15 protein-coding genes are annotated in these 17,805 nt (G+C 43.1%); 14 read left to right on the forward strand and 1 reads right to left on the reverse strand.

What is annotated here, in order from left to right; translation table 11 throughout:
• Positions 1–24: 24 nt before the first annotated feature.
• From ACP7BU_RS01040 to purD, 7 genes are all read left to right on the forward strand, one after another.
• Complete coding sequence (locus tag ACP7BU_RS01040) at positions 25–912, forward strand: bile acid:sodium symporter family protein (protein WP_005100861.1); 888 nt, start codon at positions 25–27, stop codon at positions 910–912.
• Positions 913–999: 87 nt separating this feature from the next.
• Positions 1,000–1,887 carry a bile acid:sodium symporter family protein gene (locus ACP7BU_RS01045; RefSeq protein WP_425878225.1) on the forward strand — a complete coding sequence of 296 codons (888 nt, stop codon included), beginning with the start codon at positions 1,000–1,002 and terminating at the stop codon, positions 1,885–1,887.
• A 131-nt stretch (positions 1,888–2,018) separates the two neighbouring features.
• Positions 2,019–2,924: a 50S ribosomal protein L11 methyltransferase gene (prmA, locus tag ACP7BU_RS01050; protein WP_005266631.1), complete on the forward strand. Its 906-nt coding sequence runs from the start codon at positions 2,019–2,021 to the stop codon at positions 2,922–2,924.
• A 15-nt stretch (positions 2,925–2,939) separates the two neighbouring features.
• Entirely contained in the window at positions 2,940–3,815 is an 876-nt protein-coding gene (locus tag ACP7BU_RS01055; protein ID WP_004279897.1) for a DUF3426 domain-containing protein, read from the forward strand.
• Between the two features lie 398 nt (positions 3,816–4,213).
• Entirely contained in the window at positions 4,214–4,483 is a 270-nt protein-coding gene (fis, locus tag ACP7BU_RS01060) for a DNA-binding transcriptional regulator Fis (protein ID WP_001086304.1), read from the forward strand.
• 95 nt (positions 4,484–4,578) lie between these two features.
• Positions 4,579–6,153 carry a bifunctional phosphoribosylaminoimidazolecarboxamide formyltransferase/IMP cyclohydrolase gene (gene purH / locus ACP7BU_RS01065; protein WP_425878220.1) on the forward strand — a complete coding sequence of 525 codons (1,575 nt, stop codon included), beginning with the start codon at positions 4,579–4,581 and terminating at the stop codon, positions 6,151–6,153.
• Between the two features lie 127 nt (positions 6,154–6,280).
• Positions 6,281–7,564, forward strand: a complete 1,284-nt coding sequence (purD, locus tag ACP7BU_RS01070; RefSeq protein ID WP_425878218.1) for a phosphoribosylamine--glycine ligase — start codon at positions 6,281–6,283, stop codon at positions 7,562–7,564.
• A gap of 44 nt (positions 7,565–7,608) precedes the next feature.
• On the opposite strand, the gene ACP7BU_RS01075 is transcribed toward purD, so the two are convergent.
• Complete coding sequence (locus ACP7BU_RS01075; RefSeq protein ID WP_346799681.1) at positions 7,609–8,256, reverse strand: hypothetical protein; 648 nt, start codon at positions 8,254–8,256, stop codon at positions 7,609–7,611.
• 172 nt (positions 8,257–8,428) lie between these two features.
• Here ACP7BU_RS01075 and ACP7BU_RS01080 point away from each other — a divergent pair, with 172 nt between their 5' ends.
• From ACP7BU_RS01080 to cysE, 7 genes are all read left to right on the forward strand, one after another.
• The gene (locus ACP7BU_RS01080; protein ID WP_425878216.1) at positions 8,429–8,890 is read left to right on the forward strand and encodes a GNAT family N-acetyltransferase; all 462 of its coding nucleotides are present in this window, start codon (positions 8,429–8,431) and stop codon (positions 8,888–8,890) included.
• 602 nt (positions 8,891–9,492) lie between these two features.
• Positions 9,493–10,368: a MetQ/NlpA family ABC transporter substrate-binding protein gene (locus ACP7BU_RS01085; protein WP_005100876.1), complete on the forward strand. Its 876-nt coding sequence runs from the start codon at positions 9,493–9,495 to the stop codon at positions 10,366–10,368.
• 76 nt (positions 10,369–10,444) lie between these two features.
• Entirely contained in the window at positions 10,445–11,470 is a 1,026-nt protein-coding gene (locus ACP7BU_RS01090; RefSeq protein WP_044110226.1) for a methionine ABC transporter ATP-binding protein, read from the forward strand.
• Entirely contained in the window at positions 11,467–12,162 is a 696-nt protein-coding gene (locus ACP7BU_RS01095) for a methionine ABC transporter permease (protein WP_004279923.1), read from the forward strand. Before ACP7BU_RS01090 ends, ACP7BU_RS01095 begins: the two co-directional genes overlap by 4 nt.
• Positions 12,163–12,520: 358 nt before the next feature.
• A complete protein-coding gene (gene dnaE, locus ACP7BU_RS01100) occupies positions 12,521–16,093 on the forward strand; it encodes a DNA polymerase III subunit alpha (RefSeq protein WP_425878212.1) in 3,573 nt (1,190 codons plus the stop codon).
• A 37-nt stretch (positions 16,094–16,130) separates the two neighbouring features.
• Positions 16,131–16,979, forward strand: coding sequence for an RNA methyltransferase (locus ACP7BU_RS01105; RefSeq protein ID WP_004279927.1), 849 nt, complete (start codon positions 16,131–16,133; stop codon positions 16,977–16,979).
• On the forward strand, positions 16,979–17,788 hold the full coding sequence (gene cysE / locus ACP7BU_RS01110) for a serine O-acetyltransferase (protein WP_004279928.1): 810 nt from the start codon (positions 16,979–16,981) through the stop codon (positions 17,786–17,788). Before ACP7BU_RS01105 ends, cysE begins: the two co-directional genes overlap by 1 nt.
• Positions 17,789–17,805 lie beyond the last annotated feature (17 nt).

The following is a 17,805-nucleotide window of genomic DNA, read 5'->3' on the forward strand; positions in this document are numbered from 1 at the left end:
AATGTATAATAAAAAGGCAAATTCATGGATTCGGGGTTTTTTAGCGTTTTTTTGCCAATTACATTGGCAATTATGATGATGGGGCTGGGGCTAGAACTCACCATCAAAGATTTCCTGCGCTTAAGTCGCTATCCTAAAGTCATTTTTATTACTTTATTTGCGCAGTTAGTCCTATTACCCAGCATTGCTTTTTTTATTTGTCTGATTTTGGACTTGCCCGCTTTGCTTGCTGTAGGTCTGATGCTGCTGGCCGCCTCGCCCGGTGGTCCAACCGCAAACCTGTTTAGCTACATATATAAAGGTGATGTGGCACTGAATATTACTCTAACCGCCATTAATACCATCATCTCTATTTTTACCTTGCCCTTTATTGTCAATCTGTCCTTACACTACTTTATGAGTCATGACTCAAACGTGACTTTTCCAGTTGAAAAGATTGTACAAGTGTTTTTAATTACCTTGATTCCCGTGATCATGGGTATGCTGCTTCGAGCCAAATTTCCAAACCTGTCGATTACTGTCAGCAGGCCCATGCGCTTACTCTCTATCGGTTTTCTAACCATCCTATTCATATTCGCCATTTTCAGAGAACGTTCGAATTTGGTCGAATACTTTGCCAATATTGGTACAGCAACTGCGATTTTATGTTTTTCCAGCCTGTTTATTGGCTATTGCATCCCTCTACTCATGGGCATTCCAGAGAAAATGGCACGTGCTTGTACCTTTGAAATCGGCATTCATAACACAGCCATTGCCCTAACCATTGCGATTTCGGTTCTGAATAATGTCACGATGGCCATTCCAGCAGGCATTTATACAATTTTCATGTACAGTTTCGCGACCATTTTCGGTGTGCTAATTAGCCGCCAGCAAGTGGTATATAGTAATAAAAGTCGTTTATCAGATTTGTAATTTATTTGGCTGATTTTGCTATAAGGCTGTATGCTTTTCCAAAGAAAATCAGAAGTATTAAAACAATTTTCGACAAGGAGCATACAGATGGATTCTGGCCTTATAACAATATTACTGCCGCTGGCACTTGCAATCATCATGATGGGACTTGGCCTTGAACTGACACCTCGGGACTTTAGCCGTGTCACTCGTCACCCCAAAGCCGTATTTATAGCATTGTTCTGCCAACTGGTTATTCTGGTTGGCATTGCCTTTTTGCTTTGCAAGCTATTCGCTTTAACCCCATTACTCTCAGTCGGGTTGATGCTCTTGGCGGCTTCGCCCGGGGGTGCAACAGCCAACCTGTTTAGCTATCTGTTTAAAGGTGACTTAGCCCTCAATATCACTTTGACTGCTATCAACTCAGTCATCGCAGCGATTACCTTACCTTTAATTATTAATTTTTCGATCATGCATTTTATGCAGGATAGCCAGCAAGTTGGCCTGCAATTCGGCAAGATTCTGCAAGTCTTTGCGATCATCCTGATTCCGGTGGGAATTGGCATGTTGATTCGGCGCTATGCACCAGGCGTGACAGCAAAACTGAATCGGCCGCTGCGGATTTTTTCGATTGGCTTTTTGGTGCTGATTATTATTGCCACACTTATTAAAGAACGCACAAATATCGGCGAATACTTGACCCAGGTTGGTCTAGCGACTGCCTTATTCTGCACCTTGAGCCTGAGTATTGGTTATCTGATTCCACGACTACTGAATATTAATAGCGCTCAAGCCCGTGCCAGTGCATTTGAAATTGGCATTCATAACAGCACCCTCGCCATGACCATTGCCCTGACCGTGATTGGCAGTGCTGCTGTGGCAATGCCAGCCGCGGTTTATTCTATCTTTATGTATATCTTTGCTGCAATTTTTGGCAGCTTGTTGAATCGGCTTGCACCACTCCCGGCGCAAACACCTTTAACGAATCTGGATTAGATAAGCTCTGGAACGCTTAAAAGGATGCTTCAGGCATCCTTTTTATTTTGGGAATGGATCAAGAAGATAGCAGCGTTGAGTCTGAACTTCCGTTACAATAGCTTTTTGAAAAATGTATAAAGGTTATTTCTGTGAAGTGGTTACAAATTCATATTACGGTTGAACAGGCTCAGGTTGATTTTACTGAGACATTACTCAGCTCGCTAGGCGCAGTGAGTGTGACTTTGGATGATGCTGAAAACCAGGATTTGCTGGAACCACTTCCAGGTGAAACGCCACTTTGGAATAAAGTGATTGTGACCGGTATTTATGCGCAGGAAGAAGGCGAAGAAATCGATGTTGCCGCACTAGAAACCTTTATTCGTACACAAATGCCAGATGCTCCGATCCGTCATGAACTGATTGAAGATCAGGCTTGGGAACGTACCTGGATGGATGCCTATGAGCCTATTCAGATTGCTGATAAATACTGGATCGTACCGGAGTGGATGGAAGCACCTGATGCCGATGCGGTAAACATCAAGCTTGATCCAGGTCTGGCTTTCGGAACAGGCAACCACGCTTCAACTTTCCTGTGCTTACAATGGCTCGGCAAAATTAATGTGAAAGATAAAATTGTCATCGATTATGGCTGTGGCTCAGGCATTCTCGCGGTAGCTGCACTGCTATTAGGTGCGAAAAAAGCATATGCTACTGATATCGACCCACAAGCTGTACTGGCGACTCAGCAAAACGCTGAACTGAATGGCGTACTGGACAAACTTTATGTCGGACTGCCAGAAGAATTTAGAGATGAGCTCGGCAATACCAAAGCTGACGTATTTGTTGCCAATATTCTGGCAGCACCACTGATGATGCTGGCTCCTGAGTTCGCAACTTTAATCAAATCTGAGGGACAGTTCGCACTTGCCGGAGTGATTGAAGAGCAAGTTGCTGATGTTACTAGCATTTACTCAAATTATTTTGATATATTAGAGGTAGAAAAACGAGACGAGCACTGGTGCCGTATCTCGGGTAAACGCCATAAGAACGAATGAGCCTATAAATAATCCATGAGTGACAAAAGAACCCATTGCCCTACCTGTTCCACCACCTATAAGGTCACAGTTGCTCAACTCACCGTTGCGCAGGGTATGGTTTGCTGTCCCAAATGTACTACTTCATTTAATGCCTTATCGCATTTGGTGACCGAAACCCGGAATTCGGTCACCGCATCAATATCTCAGGCTCAGTCGAACTCCAGCGAATTCAGCGAAACTGATACTCAAAATAACTCAGGTGTTTATCACGCAGATCAGCACAATCGTCATAGCCTGCTACAGATTTTTGATCAAAAAGTTGAACATTCCAATATTGACCTGGAAACCTATTTAAATAACCTGAATTATTTCAGTACCGAGCCAATTTCAGTATTACCGAGCATGAATTGGGAAGATCAGGCAGAAAAACAGACTAAACGCGGGCCAATGTACTATATAGGCTGGAGTTTACTCAATCTGTCACTGTTCAGCCTGCTGATGTTTCAATTCTTCTGGTTCAATCCGCAATACATCAAAAACAGTCACGTTATGAGCCTGGCCTTTAACACTGCCTGTGAAGTGTTTAATTGTTCCAATCTGGAAAAATACTACACACTGATTCAGGCCAATAAAGTCAAAATCAAGGCAACCGGTAATAATGAAGCTGAGTTTAGCGGTGAGCTGATCAATTTTCATGACCGTAGCCTGGCCTTACCGATTTTAAGAATCAATCTGGAACATCGCGGTGAAGTGATTGCAACTTATAACCTGTCCTCCGAAGAGTACCTGATTGAAAGTCTGGTCAATATTCAGCGCATCCCAAAAAACAGCCCGTTTAAATTCAAATTTAAGCTTCCAGTCGATCGTAAAAGCTTTGATCGCTATACTTTGGAAATAATTCGCCCCTAATCTGCTGAGAAAGCATTAAAAAATTAAAAAAAGTTAAAAAAAATGCAGTTTTCTTGCTCACTTTTGCTTAGACAATGGTATGATACGCGCCACGAAAGCTATGTGCTGCAACTCCTCGCGACTTTTTCACAACAAATACAGTCTTGCCTAATGCGCTATAAAATTTATTGCGTATCGTGCAGATTTTTTTGTTTTGATTTTGGTCAGTAACAAAACTTTAACTATTGTTACGCTTATTTTTCGACCAAATCGCAGAGATGTGTCAAGCTACAGGCTCAATGTAATGACTAAGTTTTAGAACTTCCGTTTTAGGATCTAAAATGGAGTTCATTTCAATTTCTAGACCACTTTTATATATCACTTTACCCAAGTGATATTTGTTTTTCGGATTAATTCGCATGAATAGCAAATCTCCTATTTTTACTGCACAATCTGATGTTGCTTTACGTATCCACGTAGATCGCGCAGTTCGCCACTATTTTGCACAACTGCAGGGCGAGCAACCATCTCAGGTATACGACATGGTGCTAGCAGAAATGGAGAAACCTCTTCTATCTGTAGTTCTAGAATATACACGTGGTAACCAAACACGTGCTGCCGAGATTCTCGGACTCAACCGTGGTACTTTACGTAAAAAGTTAAAAGCTCACGGTTTAATGAGTGAATAAATGATAAAATGCTTGCGGCTTCCGCAGGCATTTTTTTTAACCTGTAAATTGCTGATTTTGTTTTATTCTGTTCCTTGAAAACTGTGACGAAGATCATGACTATTAAACGCGCTTTAATCTCTGTGTCTGACAAGACTGGTATTGTTGAATTTGCACAAGAACTTGCTGCTCTAGGGGTAGAAATTTTATCTACAGGTGGTACCTACAAATTGTTGAAAGACAATAATGTGGCTGTAGTTGAAGTTTCAGAGCACACTGGTTTCCCAGAGATGATGGACGGCCGTGTTAAAACACTACATCCAAAAATTCATGGCGGCATTCTGGCCCGTCGTGGTCTAGACGAAGCAGTGATGGCTGAACACAACATCGATGCGATCGATCTTGTTGTTGTTAACCTGTATCCATTTGCTGCGACTGTAGCAAAACCAAACTGTTCACTTGCTGATGCGATCGAAAACATCGACATCGGTGGTCCGACTATGGTTCGTGCTGCTGCAAAAAACCATGCTTCTGTCGGTATCGTAGTGAATGCATCTGACTACGCAACGGTAATTGCTGAGCTTAAAGCGGAAGGTGCTTTATCTTATGCAACCCGTTTTGACCTGGCAGTGAAAGCATTTGAACATACTGCGCAATACGATGGTATGATCGCATCTTACTTAGGCGCTCGCGTAGGTGTCGAGGAAGGTCAGGCTGACAAATTCGCGCGTACTTTCAATACACAATTGAACAAAGCTCAAGACTTACGTTATGGTGAAAATCCGCATCAGTCTGCTGCATTCTATGTAGATCCAGCTGCAACTGAAGCTTCTGTTTCAACTGCAAAACAGTTACAAGGTAAAGAACTCTCTTATAACAACATTGCGGACACAGACGCTGCACTTGAATGTGTTAAATCATTTGCAAAGCCTGCTTGTGTCATCGTTAAACATGCCAACCCATGTGGCGTTGCAGTATCTTTAGACGGTATCAAAGCTGCTTACGATCTTGCTTATGCAACTGATCCAGAATCTGCATTCGGCGGCATCATTGCATTCAACCGTGAATTAGATGTTGAAACTGCACAAGCAATTGTTGACCGTCAATTCGTTGAAGTAATCATCGCTCCTAGCGTTGCTGAAGGCGTGCTTGAAGTCACTGGTGCGAAGAAAAATGTACGCGTACTAGTATGTGGCGAACTTCCAAAGATTGACGAACGTGCTGCACAACTTGACTACAAACGCGTAAACGGCGGTTTGTTAGTTCAAGATCAAGACTTAGGCATGATTACTAAAGATGATCTTAAAGTTGTGACTAAACGCGCACCAACTGAACAAGAAATTGATGACATGATCTTCGCTTGGAAAGTGGCGAAATACGTGAAGTCTAACGCGATTGTTTATGCCAAAAACCGTCAAACGATCGGTGTCGGCGCTGGCCAAATGAGCCGTGTCAACTCTGCCCGTATTGCTGCAATCAAAGCTGAACATGCTGGTTTAGTGGTTGAAGGTGCGGTAATGGCATCTGACGCATTCTTCCCATTCCGTGATGGTATTGATAACGCTGCCAAAGCAGGTATCAAATGCATTATTCAACCGGGTGGTTCTATGCGTGATGAAGAAACAATTGCAGCAGCTGACGAAGCTGGTATTGCAATGGTGTTCACTGGTATGCGTCACTTCCGTCACTAATTAATTTTAAATCCTCCCTAGCCCTCCTTAATAAAGGAGGGTTTTCTATATCATAGTAGAGCGAAGGGAGTCCCCCTTTTATCAAAGGGGGATTTAGGGGGATTCTATTTCAGAAGGATTTTTTTTAATGAATATTTTAGTTTTGGGTAATGGCGGTCGTGAACATGCATTGGCATGGAAAATCGCGCAAGATGATAAAGTCGCAAAAGTATTTGTAGCACCGGGTAATGCAGGTACTGCAACAGAAAATAAATGCGAAAATGTTGCCTTAAATATTTTAGACAATGCTGCGATTATCGACTTTGCAAAAAGCAATGCGGTTGATTTAGTGGTTGTTGGTCCTGAAGCACCACTTGTAAATGGTGTTGTAGATGCATGCCGTGAAGCTGGCGTTAAAATTTGGGGTCCAACTCAATTTGCTGCGCAGCTTGAAGGCTCTAAAGCATTCGCTAAACACTTCCTTAAACGCCATAACATTCCAACGGCTTTCTATGACGTATTTACTGAAGTAGATGCTGCGAAAGCATTTGTTGAGAAAAATGGTGCGCCAATCGTGATCAAGGCTGATGGTCTTGCTGCAGGTAAAGGCGTAATCGTTGCCATGACCAATCAAGAAGCATTTGCAGCAATTGATGACATGCTTGCAGGTAACAAGTTTGGCGATGCAGGTTCTCGCGTTGTGATCGAAGAATTCCTTGCGGGTGAAGAAGCATCTTTCATTTGTATGATTGATGGCGACAACATCTTGCCAATGGCAACATCGCAAGACCATAAGCGTATTTTTGAAGGCGACCAAGGTCCGAACACCGGCGGTATGGGTGCTTACTCTCCTGCACCTGTTGTGACTGCTGATGTGTTTGAAAAAACCATGAATGAAGTGATGCGTCCTACCGTTGAAGGTATGAAAAAAGACGGTCACGTTTACACTGGTTTCTTATACGCTGGCTTGATGATTGACGACAAAGGTCAACCAAAAGTAATCGAGTTTAACTGTCGTTTTGGTGACCCTGAAACTCAACCGATCATGATGCGTTTAAAATCATCTTTGGTGGATCTCGTTGAAGCTGGTATTGCAGGTAACTTACCTGCTGAAGCTGAATGGGATGAGCGCAAGACTGTTGGTATCGTTTTAGCGTCAAAAGGCTACCCAGAAACTTCAAGCAATGGTGATGTGATTTCAGGTTTAGACACTGAAATGGCAGATGCGAAAGTGTTCCATGCAGGTACTAAAGCCAATGAAAATGGCGACATCGTCACTGCTGGCGGTCGTGTACTTTGTGTGACTGCACTGGGTAATACCATTGGTGAAGCGCAAGCAAAAGCATTAGAGCTTTGTGAAAAAGTAACATTCGATGGTGTCCAATACCGTAAAGATATTGGTTACCGCGCGATTGCGCGTGAAAATGCTTAACTCAGTTTAAGTATTAAAAAACCCCGCTGAGTGCGGGGTTTTTATTATTTCGCAATAAGATAATCTTTAGCTAGAATTTCATATTTTTCTTTCTTTTCAAGAAGATCATGATAGTAATCATACAAATATGGAAATTTATCGTTATAAGTCTGAATATCTACTTCAATTTTTTTATTTTTCATATTTAAAGCATAAATTATTTCATCGTGTAGCTTATTCAAAATTTTATATAGTTCAATAAATTCATTAGATTCGGCATTATCTAAAATTCTCAGTGCAACTTTCTGAAATTTACCTAAATTTTTCACAAAAATTGTATGCTCATCCATGATAAATTTATGTAAGTCTAAAGGTATATTTTTCTCATTGTAAGGATAAAAATAATTTTTAGTTTCATTTATATAAATTAGCCAATATATTTGCCCTATTGCCCTAGTTGCCTCATCTAAATATTCTAATGTATCAATCATTAAATCTCGTTTGACCATGAAATTATTTTGTTCTTTCCAAGCATTTAACAAAATAAAAGCAGACAATGGCGCAAAAAGACCTGCTGACCAACCAAACATAGTTGCTACAGCCGTACCCTTATCTATTGCTAAGGGGTAGATTAAAAAGTAGGTTATAAATGTCATGATAACAATAATAACTAGATAACCTATGATTAATTCTTTTATGATCTTAGTCTTCATTCTTCCACTTGTTATAATTTGAGTTAATTTAATTTTAAATCAATTAGTTAAACATAGAAACCTCAACCATGAAAGAAATATGATTAAAATATCCAGCCCTCGCCTCATCCTCCGCCAATGGCAAGATTCCGACACTGCCCCATTTATCTAGATATGCGCAGACGATGAAGTCATGCGTTATTTTCTTAAAAAACTCGATGCTTCCGAAGCCACTGCATTTATGCAACGCTTAAAAGATGCCATCGAAACACGTGTTTGGGGTTTATATGCAGTAGAGCTTAAAAGCTCTGGCGAATTTATTGGCTTTATTGGTTTACACGTGCATCCGCCTGAGTTTGAAATGGCAGATGCACCTGAAATTGGCTGGCGCTTGCTACCGCAATATTGGAACCAAGGCTATGCTACTGAAGGAGCCAAAGCAGTACTAAAATATGCCTTTAGAACCCTGCGCCTAGAGAAAGTCATTTCTTTTACTGCCTGCATCAACACGCCCTCAGAACGTGTCATGCAAAACATTGGCTTAGAAAAAGTAAGAGAGTTTGACCATCCACTTGTACCTGCCGATCATATCTTGTGTAGACACGTACTCTATGAAAAACAGCGTTCGGATTATCTGTATATTCCCTTTTGTTAAAACAAGCTTGCAGTATCATGACCTGAGGAAACCAAGATCAGATACTGACTCGCTTAGTTAATATAAAGGAAAGATTTATCTCGTTAATGATCGAATTTTCTTCATTTCCCAAAAAATCAGATATTTTTTTATATTTATCTATATGCATTTTTTATATTTCTATCTTACAAAATCTTATAAAGATCACTATTTAAACACATCCATTAAAACTATATTTTCAATATAAATAATATATTGTTTTAATTAAAATTTTGTTTAAAAGATCTTTTTTTATATTCGACTAAAGAGATAAGCAAGGCTTTTTTATCCAGTATATCGAATATAGATTTATTGCTATGATATCCGCAACTTCAGAGCACTCAAACCTTGCCATGTACTTATAAAATATCTATTTTCTCTCTCCAAATAGATTAAATACATCAGATTTGGGCTGCCTCTGACTTGATCAAGTTCACCAGAATTGTTGTTGCACGCTTGCAGCTTTCGACTTCAAGCTTTCTTCAACCATGATCAAGCTATCTACTTAGATCGTAATAAAACTCTTATTTAACACGATTTAAAAATGCTTATACTCTAGGCAAGAATAGAATTAGGACAATTTCATGAAAAAGTTACTTGGCGTTATCTTGAGTGCCTCTGTATTGACTTTAACTGGGTGTGGTAAACAGGAAGCGCCTGCCACTGATGCAGCGCAAACTAAAGATGCAAATGGTCTTCAAACTGTAACTATGGCTTCGACCGGTTCAGATGCAGACGTATGGCGTTATATCGCGACCCTGCCTGAAACCAAAGCAGCCGGTATCAAACTTGATGTGAAAAATTTCACTGACTATGTGTCGATGAACACAGCAGTAGCCAACAAAGAAATTGATGTGAATGCATTCCAGTCTTATGCCTATATGGTGGCTTACAACGATGCCAACACAGCCAAAATTGCACCTCTATCTACGACCTATCTAGAGCCTATGGGCATTTACTCAAGCAAAGTAAAATCTTTAAACGAGTTTAAAACCGGTGCGACCATTGCCATTCCGAATGACGGCGCAAACGAATCACGTGCATTATTACTTTTACAATCAGCAGGCCTGGTTAAATTAAAAGCTGGTTTTGACAATGTCAAAGGTACAACGTCTGATGTGACCGAAAATGCAAAACAAATCGTGATTAAGCCAATTCAAATGGCGACTGCAGTACGCGTAAAAGACGAAGTGGATGCGATTGTGCTGGGCAATACCTTGGCAATGGAAGGTGGTTTAAACGTATTGAAAGATGCGATTTACTATGAGCCAATCGACCAAAGCACAAAAATGAATGTAAACGTATTAGCGGTTGCAGCAGATCGTCAAAATGATCCAGTTCTGCAAAAAGTAGGTGCGTTGTATCATACGCCAGCAGTAAAAGCATATGTTGATGAACATTTTGGTGGTACGAAAGTTGCGGTAAACAAACCTGTGACGTATTTAACTGAATCAAAATAGTACTATAATAGACTTTTAGAACAGGCAAGGACGATTTCTTGCCTGTTTTTTTATCCGTGATGCAGTTTTTGACACTATGATTGAATTTAAAGATATTTCAAAACAGTATGAGCTTAAGGGTCAAACCTTGCATGCCTTGAATCAGATTAATCTTCAGATTCCAACCGGCAGTATTTTTGGCATCATCGGTTATAGTGGTGCTGGTAAAAGCACCCTCATCCGTCTGATCAACCTGCTTGAGCGCCCAAGCTCAGGCCGGATTATCATTAACGGAACAGATTTTACCGCACTCGATGCCAAAGCATTGCGTCAAGAACGTGCCAGCATCGGCATGATTTTCCAGCATTTCAATTTAATGCAAACCAAAACCGTGGCAGCCAATATCGAAATGCCAATGAAACTCCTGGGCTGGAGCAAGGCAGAACGAGAAAAACGCCTCGAAGAATTATTAGACTTTATTGACCTGAAACATAAACGTCATGCATTTCCAGATGAATTGTCTGGCGGTCAAAAGCAGCGTGTCGGGATCGCTCGTGCCCTTGCCAATCATCCAAAAATTTTACTCTGTGATGAAGCGACTTCTGCACTGGACCCACAAACCACCAAATCTGTTCTACAGCTACTTAAAAAAATTAACGAAGAACAAGGCATCACCATTGTTATGGTTACCCATGAAATGGATGTGATTGAAACTGTATGTGATTATGTCGCCGTGATGGAAAAAGGTGACGTAATTGAGACCGGTAGTACCTTACAAATATTTAGTCAACCACAGCACCCGACCACCAAGAATTTCATTCAGACCGTATTACAGCAGCATTTACCAGTCAATATTCTGACCAATCTGGAAAACCAGAATCACAACAGTATTTATTGCCTGAAATTCCTCGGCAGTTCGGCTCAGGAAACCGTGATTCAAGCGGTGATTAAACAATTTAATATCAGTTTAAATATTCTATTTGCCAATATGACCGAAATTAATGGCACGGTGATTGGCCAGATGTTTATTCAGCTACTGGGTGATGCACAAGAAATTCAAGCAGCAATAAAATTCCTTGAACAACACGGCGTACAAGTCGATCAGGCGGGAGTACAGGCATGAGAGATTTGATTGTACAGTGGCTAACAACGATCACGGCGCCGTTCTGGAAAAGCTCCCTGTCGATAGATCAGTTTGTGACAGCGCTGCAAGAAACCTTTCATATGGTGTTCTTCGCGATGCTATTTGGCTGTATCTGGGGCTTTATTCAGGCGATTACCCTGTTGGTAACACGTCCGAATGGAATTCTGCCGAATCGTGTGATTTATCACGGTCTCAATCCGATTGTGAATGCGCTACGTTCGCTGCCGTTTATTATCCTGCTAATCGCAGTCATTCCACTGACCAAGTTAATTGTCGGCACATCGATTGGTACATGGGCAGCGATTGTTCCATTAACCATTTATGTCGGTCCATACATTGGTCGCCTGATTGAAACATCTTTACTCGAAGTGAATGAGGGTATTATCGAATCTGCCCAAGCCATGGGCGCGACGCCAATGCAAATTATCTTTAAGTTTATTCTGCCGGAAGCGCGTAGCTCACTGATTCTAAACTTGACTACTGCTACCATCAGTTTGATTGGTGCAACGGCAATGGCCGGTGCTGTCGGTGCGGGTGGTATTGGTGACTTAGCGATTTCTTATGGTTATCAGCGTTTTGATACCTCTGTAGTCATCATGACGGTGATTGTATTGTTGATTCTGGTGCAGATTGTACAAAGCCTCGGCGACTGGTTATCCCGACTTCGTTAAGCTAGTTTCTATGTATGAATAAAGCCCTCTAAAAAGAGGGTTTTATTGTTTTTAATACTTACGAACCCTTTCTCATTATTTCAAAGTAAAGTCCTGCAACTATTTGATACGTGCCACGGCGACAGGAAGTCGCCCGTTGATTTATAGCACATGGAAGTTCCATTAGATCAACAAAAGGGTTTTGTTACTTTTGTCCCATCAAAAGTAAAAGAAAATATCTTCTAACAACTAACTAAATAATCAGCTTAAAAAATCAAATTCAAACTTGACCTAAAAGTTAGCCATTTCCCCCTCAATTTCAAACTGAAACAATAAATCCCATGTTAAACTATTCAATGGTTTTAGCAGGGACTCATCTATGCACTTTGTTCATCTTGGTATTCATACAGAATTTTCGATTACTGAATCCATCGTACGGATACCTGACTTGGTCAAAGCTGCCGAGAAAGAACAGATGCCTGCCCTTGCGCTCACGGATCTTTCTAACCTGCATGCTGCCGTCAAATTCTATGGCAAATGCCTGGGCAAAGGCATCAAGCCGATTCTGGGTTCTGAAATTCGCCTGAATGATGCCGAACATCGCATGACCTTATTGGCCATGACCAATACCGGCTGGCGCAACTTGACTGAACTGGTGTCTGAAGGCTTTATCAGTGGTCAGCAACTGGATATTCCCTGCGTTCAAAAACAATGGATTTTAAATCAGCCTGAGGACATGATTGCCCTGCTCGGAATGCATTCCGATGTCGGCAAAATGCTGATGAGTTCAAATCCGCAAAAAGCGGAACCGCTGCTAGAAGAATGGGTCGAAAAATTTGGTAATCGTGTTTATCTTGCCCTGACCCGTACCAATCGTCCGGATGAAGATAACTTTATTCTGGAAGCCGTTAAGCTGGCAAAAAAATACAATATCGGTGTGGTCGCACATAATGATGTGCATTTCATGACCCGTGAAGATTATGAAGCGCATGAAGCACGGGTATGTATTGCAGATGGTTATGTGCTTGGTGACAACCGCCGCCCTAAAACCTATTCACCTGAACAATATTTCAAATCTGCTGAAGAAATGACGGCGCTGTTCTCGGATATTCCATCTGCGATTGAGAACACCTATCACATTGCCAAACGCTGTAATGTGACGCTGCAACTGGGCAAATACTTCCTGCCTGATTATCCGATTCCTGAAGGTCATACCATTGATACCTTCTTTGCACACTTGTCCAAAGAAGGTCTGGAAGAACGCCTGAATTTCCTGTATCCGCCTGAACAACGTGATGAAGACTGGCCAGAAATCCGCAAGCCTTATGATGAGCGTATCGAATACGAGATTAACATCATTAACTCGATGGGATTCCCGGGCTACTTCCTGATCGTGATGGACTTCATTCAGTGGTCGAAAAGTAACGGCGTTCCGGTCGGTCCGGGCCGTGGTTCGGGTGCAGGTTCACTGGTCGCCTATAGCTTAAAAATTACCGATCTTGACCCGCTGCGTTATGAACTGCTGTTCGAACGTTTCCTGAACCCGGAACGTGTTTCGATGCCCGACTTCGACGTCGATTTCTGTATCGCAGGCCGTGACCGCGTGATTGACTATGTAGCACGTACCTATGGCCGTGATGCGGTCTCCCAGATTGCAACATTCGGCACTATGGCGGCCAAAGGTGCGATTCGTGATGTTGCCCGCGTTTTGGGTAAATCTTATGGTCTGGCGGATCGTATTTCGAAAATGATCCCAACCAAGCCTTTAGGTCTAAGCCTGCTTGAGTCACTAGAAGCTGAACCCCAGCTTAAAGATATCGTCACCAATCCATCCAATCCAGACCATGACGATGCAGCCGAAATCTGGGAAATGGCACTGAAACTGGAAGGTATTACCCGAAACACCGGTAAACACGCCGGTGGTGTGGTGATCTCGCCAACCAAAATTACCGATTTCTCTGCGGTCATGTGTGATGCCGATGGTACCGGACGCGTGGCACAGTTCGATAAAGACGATGTCGAATCTGCAGGTCTGGTGAAGTTTGACTTCTTGGGTTTGCGTAACCTGACGGTGATTGAAGATGCGGTTAAAAATATCAATAAACGCATCAAATCTGACAAGCCTTTAGACATTGCCTATATCCCGCTTGAAGATAAAGACGCGTATTTGGTCTTTGCCAATGCCAACACCACTGCGGTATTCCAGTTTGAATCCGTGGGCATGAAAAAGATGCTGAAAGAGGCACGCCCAAGCAAATTTGAAGAAATTATTGCTTTCGTATCACTGTACCGTCCAGGCCCGATGGATCTGATTCCTGACTTTATCCACCGGATGCATGGTGGCGATTTTGAATATCTGCATCCATTGCTTGAAGGCGTGCTAGAACCCACCTACGGGATTATGGTGTATCAGGAACAGGTAATGCAGGCTGCACAGTACTGTGCCGGCTATACCCTCGGCGGCGCGGACTTGTTACGTCGTGCCATGGGTAAGAAAAAACCGGAAGAAATGGTCAAACAGCGCCAGATCTTTATTGAAGGTGCATCGAAAAAAGACATTGATGAAGCCACGGCCAACCATATCTTTGACTATATGGAAAAGTTCGCCGGCTATGGTTTTAACAAATCGCATGCGGCTGCTTATGCTTTGGTTGCTTACCAGACTGCATGGCTGAAAGCGCATTATCCGGCAGAATTCCTGTCTGCGGTATTGACCTCGGAGATGCAGAACACCGACAACGTGGTATTCCTGATTGATGACTGTCGCAAGAATAATCTGGAAGTTTTACCACCGTCAGTGAATATGTCGCTGTATCAATTCCATGCTATCGATGAGCAAACCATTGTCTATGGTCTGGGGGCGATCAAAGGCGTCGGTGAAGCGGCGATGCAGTCGGTGATTGACTCGCGTGCACAAGAAGGTCCATTCCGTGACTTGTTTGATTTCTGTCATCGTATTGACCTGAAAAAAATCAATAAGCGTACTCTAGAAGCACTGATTCGTTCAGGTGCACTGGATTGCTTGGGAATTGACCGTGCCGACCTGATGGCGCAACTGCCTGAAGCGGTTCAAGCTGCGGAACAGGCACGTTCCAATCGTGAAACCGGCATCATGGACCTGTTTGGCGAAGTTGAAGAAGTTCAGCGCAAGCCATCTAAGCCAGTCAAACCTTGGGCGGATGAAGTTCGCCTGAAAGGTGAGAAAGACACGCTTGGCCTGTATTTAACCGGCCACCCGATTGATGTGTATCGCAATGAACTGAAAGCCTTTGTGCCTAGTCAGATCAATGAGCTGACGCCGACCCGCCGTGGCGTGACCACCGTGTTTGCAGGATTGGTGGTGGATATTGCCAATTTCCCGAACCGGATGATGATGACACTGGATGATGGTACGGCACGGATTGAGATTTCAGCCAATCACGAACGCTTCAACCGCTTTAAAGAGATTATCCAGCTCGATAAAGTGGTGGTGATTGAAGGCGAAATCTATGAGCGTGAAGGCTTTGACCGTCCGATGGGACGCCTCACCAAAGCATTCAGCCTGAATGAAATTCGCCAGAAACGTGCCAATAGCATCAAGATTACCCTCACAGCCGAGCATTTCAGCAAGAGCTTGAGCCGTGACTTGCAGCAGATTCTGACTCCTTATTGCAATGTTGATATGTCCGCACATATTCCGGTGATTCTGTATCTGGACTATCCGTATGCCACGACTGAACTGCATCTGGGTCTCAACTGGAAAGTCGCCCCACTGGATGAGCTCCTAGCCAAATTGCGTGATTATTTTGGTAAAGAATCCTTGCATATTGAGTATCAGGTCAAGTCCAAAGCTGCCAAAGCCGTGTCCTATGAACAGGCCAAGCCGGTGGATATTCCTCCGCCGCCTGCGGGCATGAGCATGGATGATGCACTGGAGCTGTATCAGGCCGAATCCCAGCCGCAATATTCATAAATCCTGATCTTTAAAACACCTTAAAATTGGAATCCTCATGAGTCAAATTGACAATGCTGCTGTTTCAGCACATCTCTCCCATGTGCGTATTGTCATGGTCAATACCACTTTACCTGCCAATATCGGCAGTGCCCTACGTGCCATGAAAACCATGGGCTTGTCCAAGCTGGTTCTGGTGGCACCAAAAACCTATCCGCATCCGGATATTGACGCGCTGGCCGCGGGTGCAACTGACCTGATCGAGCAGATCGAGATTGTAGAAACCCTTGAAGATGCCATTAAAGACTGTCAGATTGTATTCGGCACCAGCGCACGCAGCCGTACTATTCCCTGGCCGCTGTTAGATGTGCGCCCTGCCGCTGAAAAAGCCATGACCGCTGTGGTACAAGATCAGCAGGAAGTCGCGATTCTATTTGGCCGTGAAGACCGTGGTCTGACCAATGAAGAACTGGCGATGGCCAACTATCACCTGACTATTCCTGTGAACACTGATTATGGCGTACTGAATGTAGCTCAGGCGATTCAGGTGATCTGCTATGAGATGCGCATGGCAACGATGAGTCAAATTGAACAGCCACGTGATGCTAAAGCGACCATGCAAGTCATTGATGGCATTGAAATGGAATGGGATGAGCCTTTAGTCAATCATGCGCAGATGGAACAGTTCTATCCGCACTTGGAAAAAATGCTGGCAGAAATTGAATTTATGGATCCAAAAAATCCAAGATTATTGCCTTTACGCTTGCGTCGTCTCTTCGGACGTATACAATTAGATCGTATGGAATATCACTTACTTCGTGGTATTTTCAGCCGTGTTCAGGCATTGAATAACGGTACCTGGAAAAAATCTTCACACACATCATCACAGGACGAGGATCAAATCTAATGCTAAAACAGCTCAAAGAAGATATACAAGCTGTCTTTGCGCGCGATCCTGCAGCACGCAATACCTTAGAAGTCTTAACCACTTACCCTGGCATTCATGCGCTGATCATGCATCGCATGGCACATGAGCTATGGAACAAAGACTGTAAAGGAACTGCGCGTGCGTTGTCTTCGTTTAGCCGCTTTGCCACAGGCATTGAAATCCATCCGGGTGCAAAAATTGGCCGCCGTTTCTTTATCGATCACGGTATGGGTGTCGTAATTGGCGAAACTGCTGAAATTGGCGATGACGTGACGCTTTATCACGGCGTGACTTTGGGTGGAACGACCTGGAATAAAGGTAAACGTCATCCAACGCTAGAAGATGGCGTGGTAGTCGGTGCTGGTGCCAAGATTCTTGGACCATTTACCGTGGGTAAAAATGCCAAAGTCGGTTCTAATGCGGTCGTCACCAAAGCAGTTCCTGAGAACGCCACAGCGGTGGGCAACCCGGCACGTTTTATCACCAAAGACAAACCCAAAGATGATGCTGAAGCCCGTCGTCGTGACTATGCCGAAAGTATCGGTTTCCAGCCCTATGCCGCGACTGAAGACCAGTCCGATCCGATTTTAGAAGGTATGCGGATTCTGCTGGATCGCATTCAGCAAAATGAAAAACGCATGAACAACTTGTGCAATCGTCTTTCTTTGTTAGATCCGACCTTTAACAAGCAGCAACAGGATGGCCAGCCTTTGAGCAAAAAAGAGTTGGAGATTCTGGAAGAAGCGCGCCGTGAATGTGAAGCGCAAACCAGCCAATCCAAAGCCTGAATATCACACTTCACTCT

This window comes from Acinetobacter sp. 40AMC3-4 (assembly GCF_049898185.1).
Classification (GTDB): domain Bacteria; phylum Pseudomonadota; class Gammaproteobacteria; order Pseudomonadales; family Moraxellaceae; genus Acinetobacter.

Excerpts from the sequence above, each read along its gene's own strand:
- ACP7BU_RS01090 (WP_044110226.1), top strand. The coding sequence starts at position 10,445 with ATGATTGAATTTAAAGATATTTCAAAACAGTATGAGCTTAAGGGTCAA.
- dnaE (WP_425878212.1), top strand. The coding sequence starts at position 12,521 with ATGCACTTTGTTCATCTTGGTATTCATACAGAATTTTCGATTACTGAA.
- ACP7BU_RS01075 (WP_346799681.1), bottom strand. The coding sequence starts at position 8,256 with ATGAAGACTAAGATCATAAAAGAATTAATCATAGGTTATCTAGTTATT.
- purH (WP_425878220.1), top strand. The coding sequence starts at position 4,579 with ATGACTATTAAACGCGCTTTAATCTCTGTGTCTGACAAGACTGGTATT.
- ACP7BU_RS01055 (WP_004279897.1), top strand. The coding sequence starts at position 2,940 with ATGAGTGACAAAAGAACCCATTGCCCTACCTGTTCCACCACCTATAAG.
- fis (WP_001086304.1), top strand. The coding sequence starts at position 4,214 with ATGAATAGCAAATCTCCTATTTTTACTGCACAATCTGATGTTGCTTTA.
- ACP7BU_RS01040 (WP_005100861.1), top strand. The coding sequence starts at position 25 with ATGGATTCGGGGTTTTTTAGCGTTTTTTTGCCAATTACATTGGCAATT.
- ACP7BU_RS01080 (WP_425878216.1), top strand. The coding sequence starts at position 8,429 with ATGCGTTATTTTCTTAAAAAACTCGATGCTTCCGAAGCCACTGCATTT.
- cysE (WP_004279928.1), top strand. The coding sequence starts at position 16,979 with ATGCTAAAACAGCTCAAAGAAGATATACAAGCTGTCTTTGCGCGCGAT.
- ACP7BU_RS01105 (WP_004279927.1), top strand. The coding sequence starts at position 16,131 with ATGAGTCAAATTGACAATGCTGCTGTTTCAGCACATCTCTCCCATGTG.
- ACP7BU_RS01085 (WP_005100876.1), top strand. The coding sequence starts at position 9,493 with ATGAAAAAGTTACTTGGCGTTATCTTGAGTGCCTCTGTATTGACTTTA.
- ACP7BU_RS01045 (WP_425878225.1), top strand. The coding sequence starts at position 1,000 with ATGGATTCTGGCCTTATAACAATATTACTGCCGCTGGCACTTGCAATC.
- purD (WP_425878218.1), top strand. The coding sequence starts at position 6,281 with ATGAATATTTTAGTTTTGGGTAATGGCGGTCGTGAACATGCATTGGCA.
- ACP7BU_RS01095 (WP_004279923.1), top strand. The coding sequence starts at position 11,467 with ATGAGAGATTTGATTGTACAGTGGCTAACAACGATCACGGCGCCGTTC.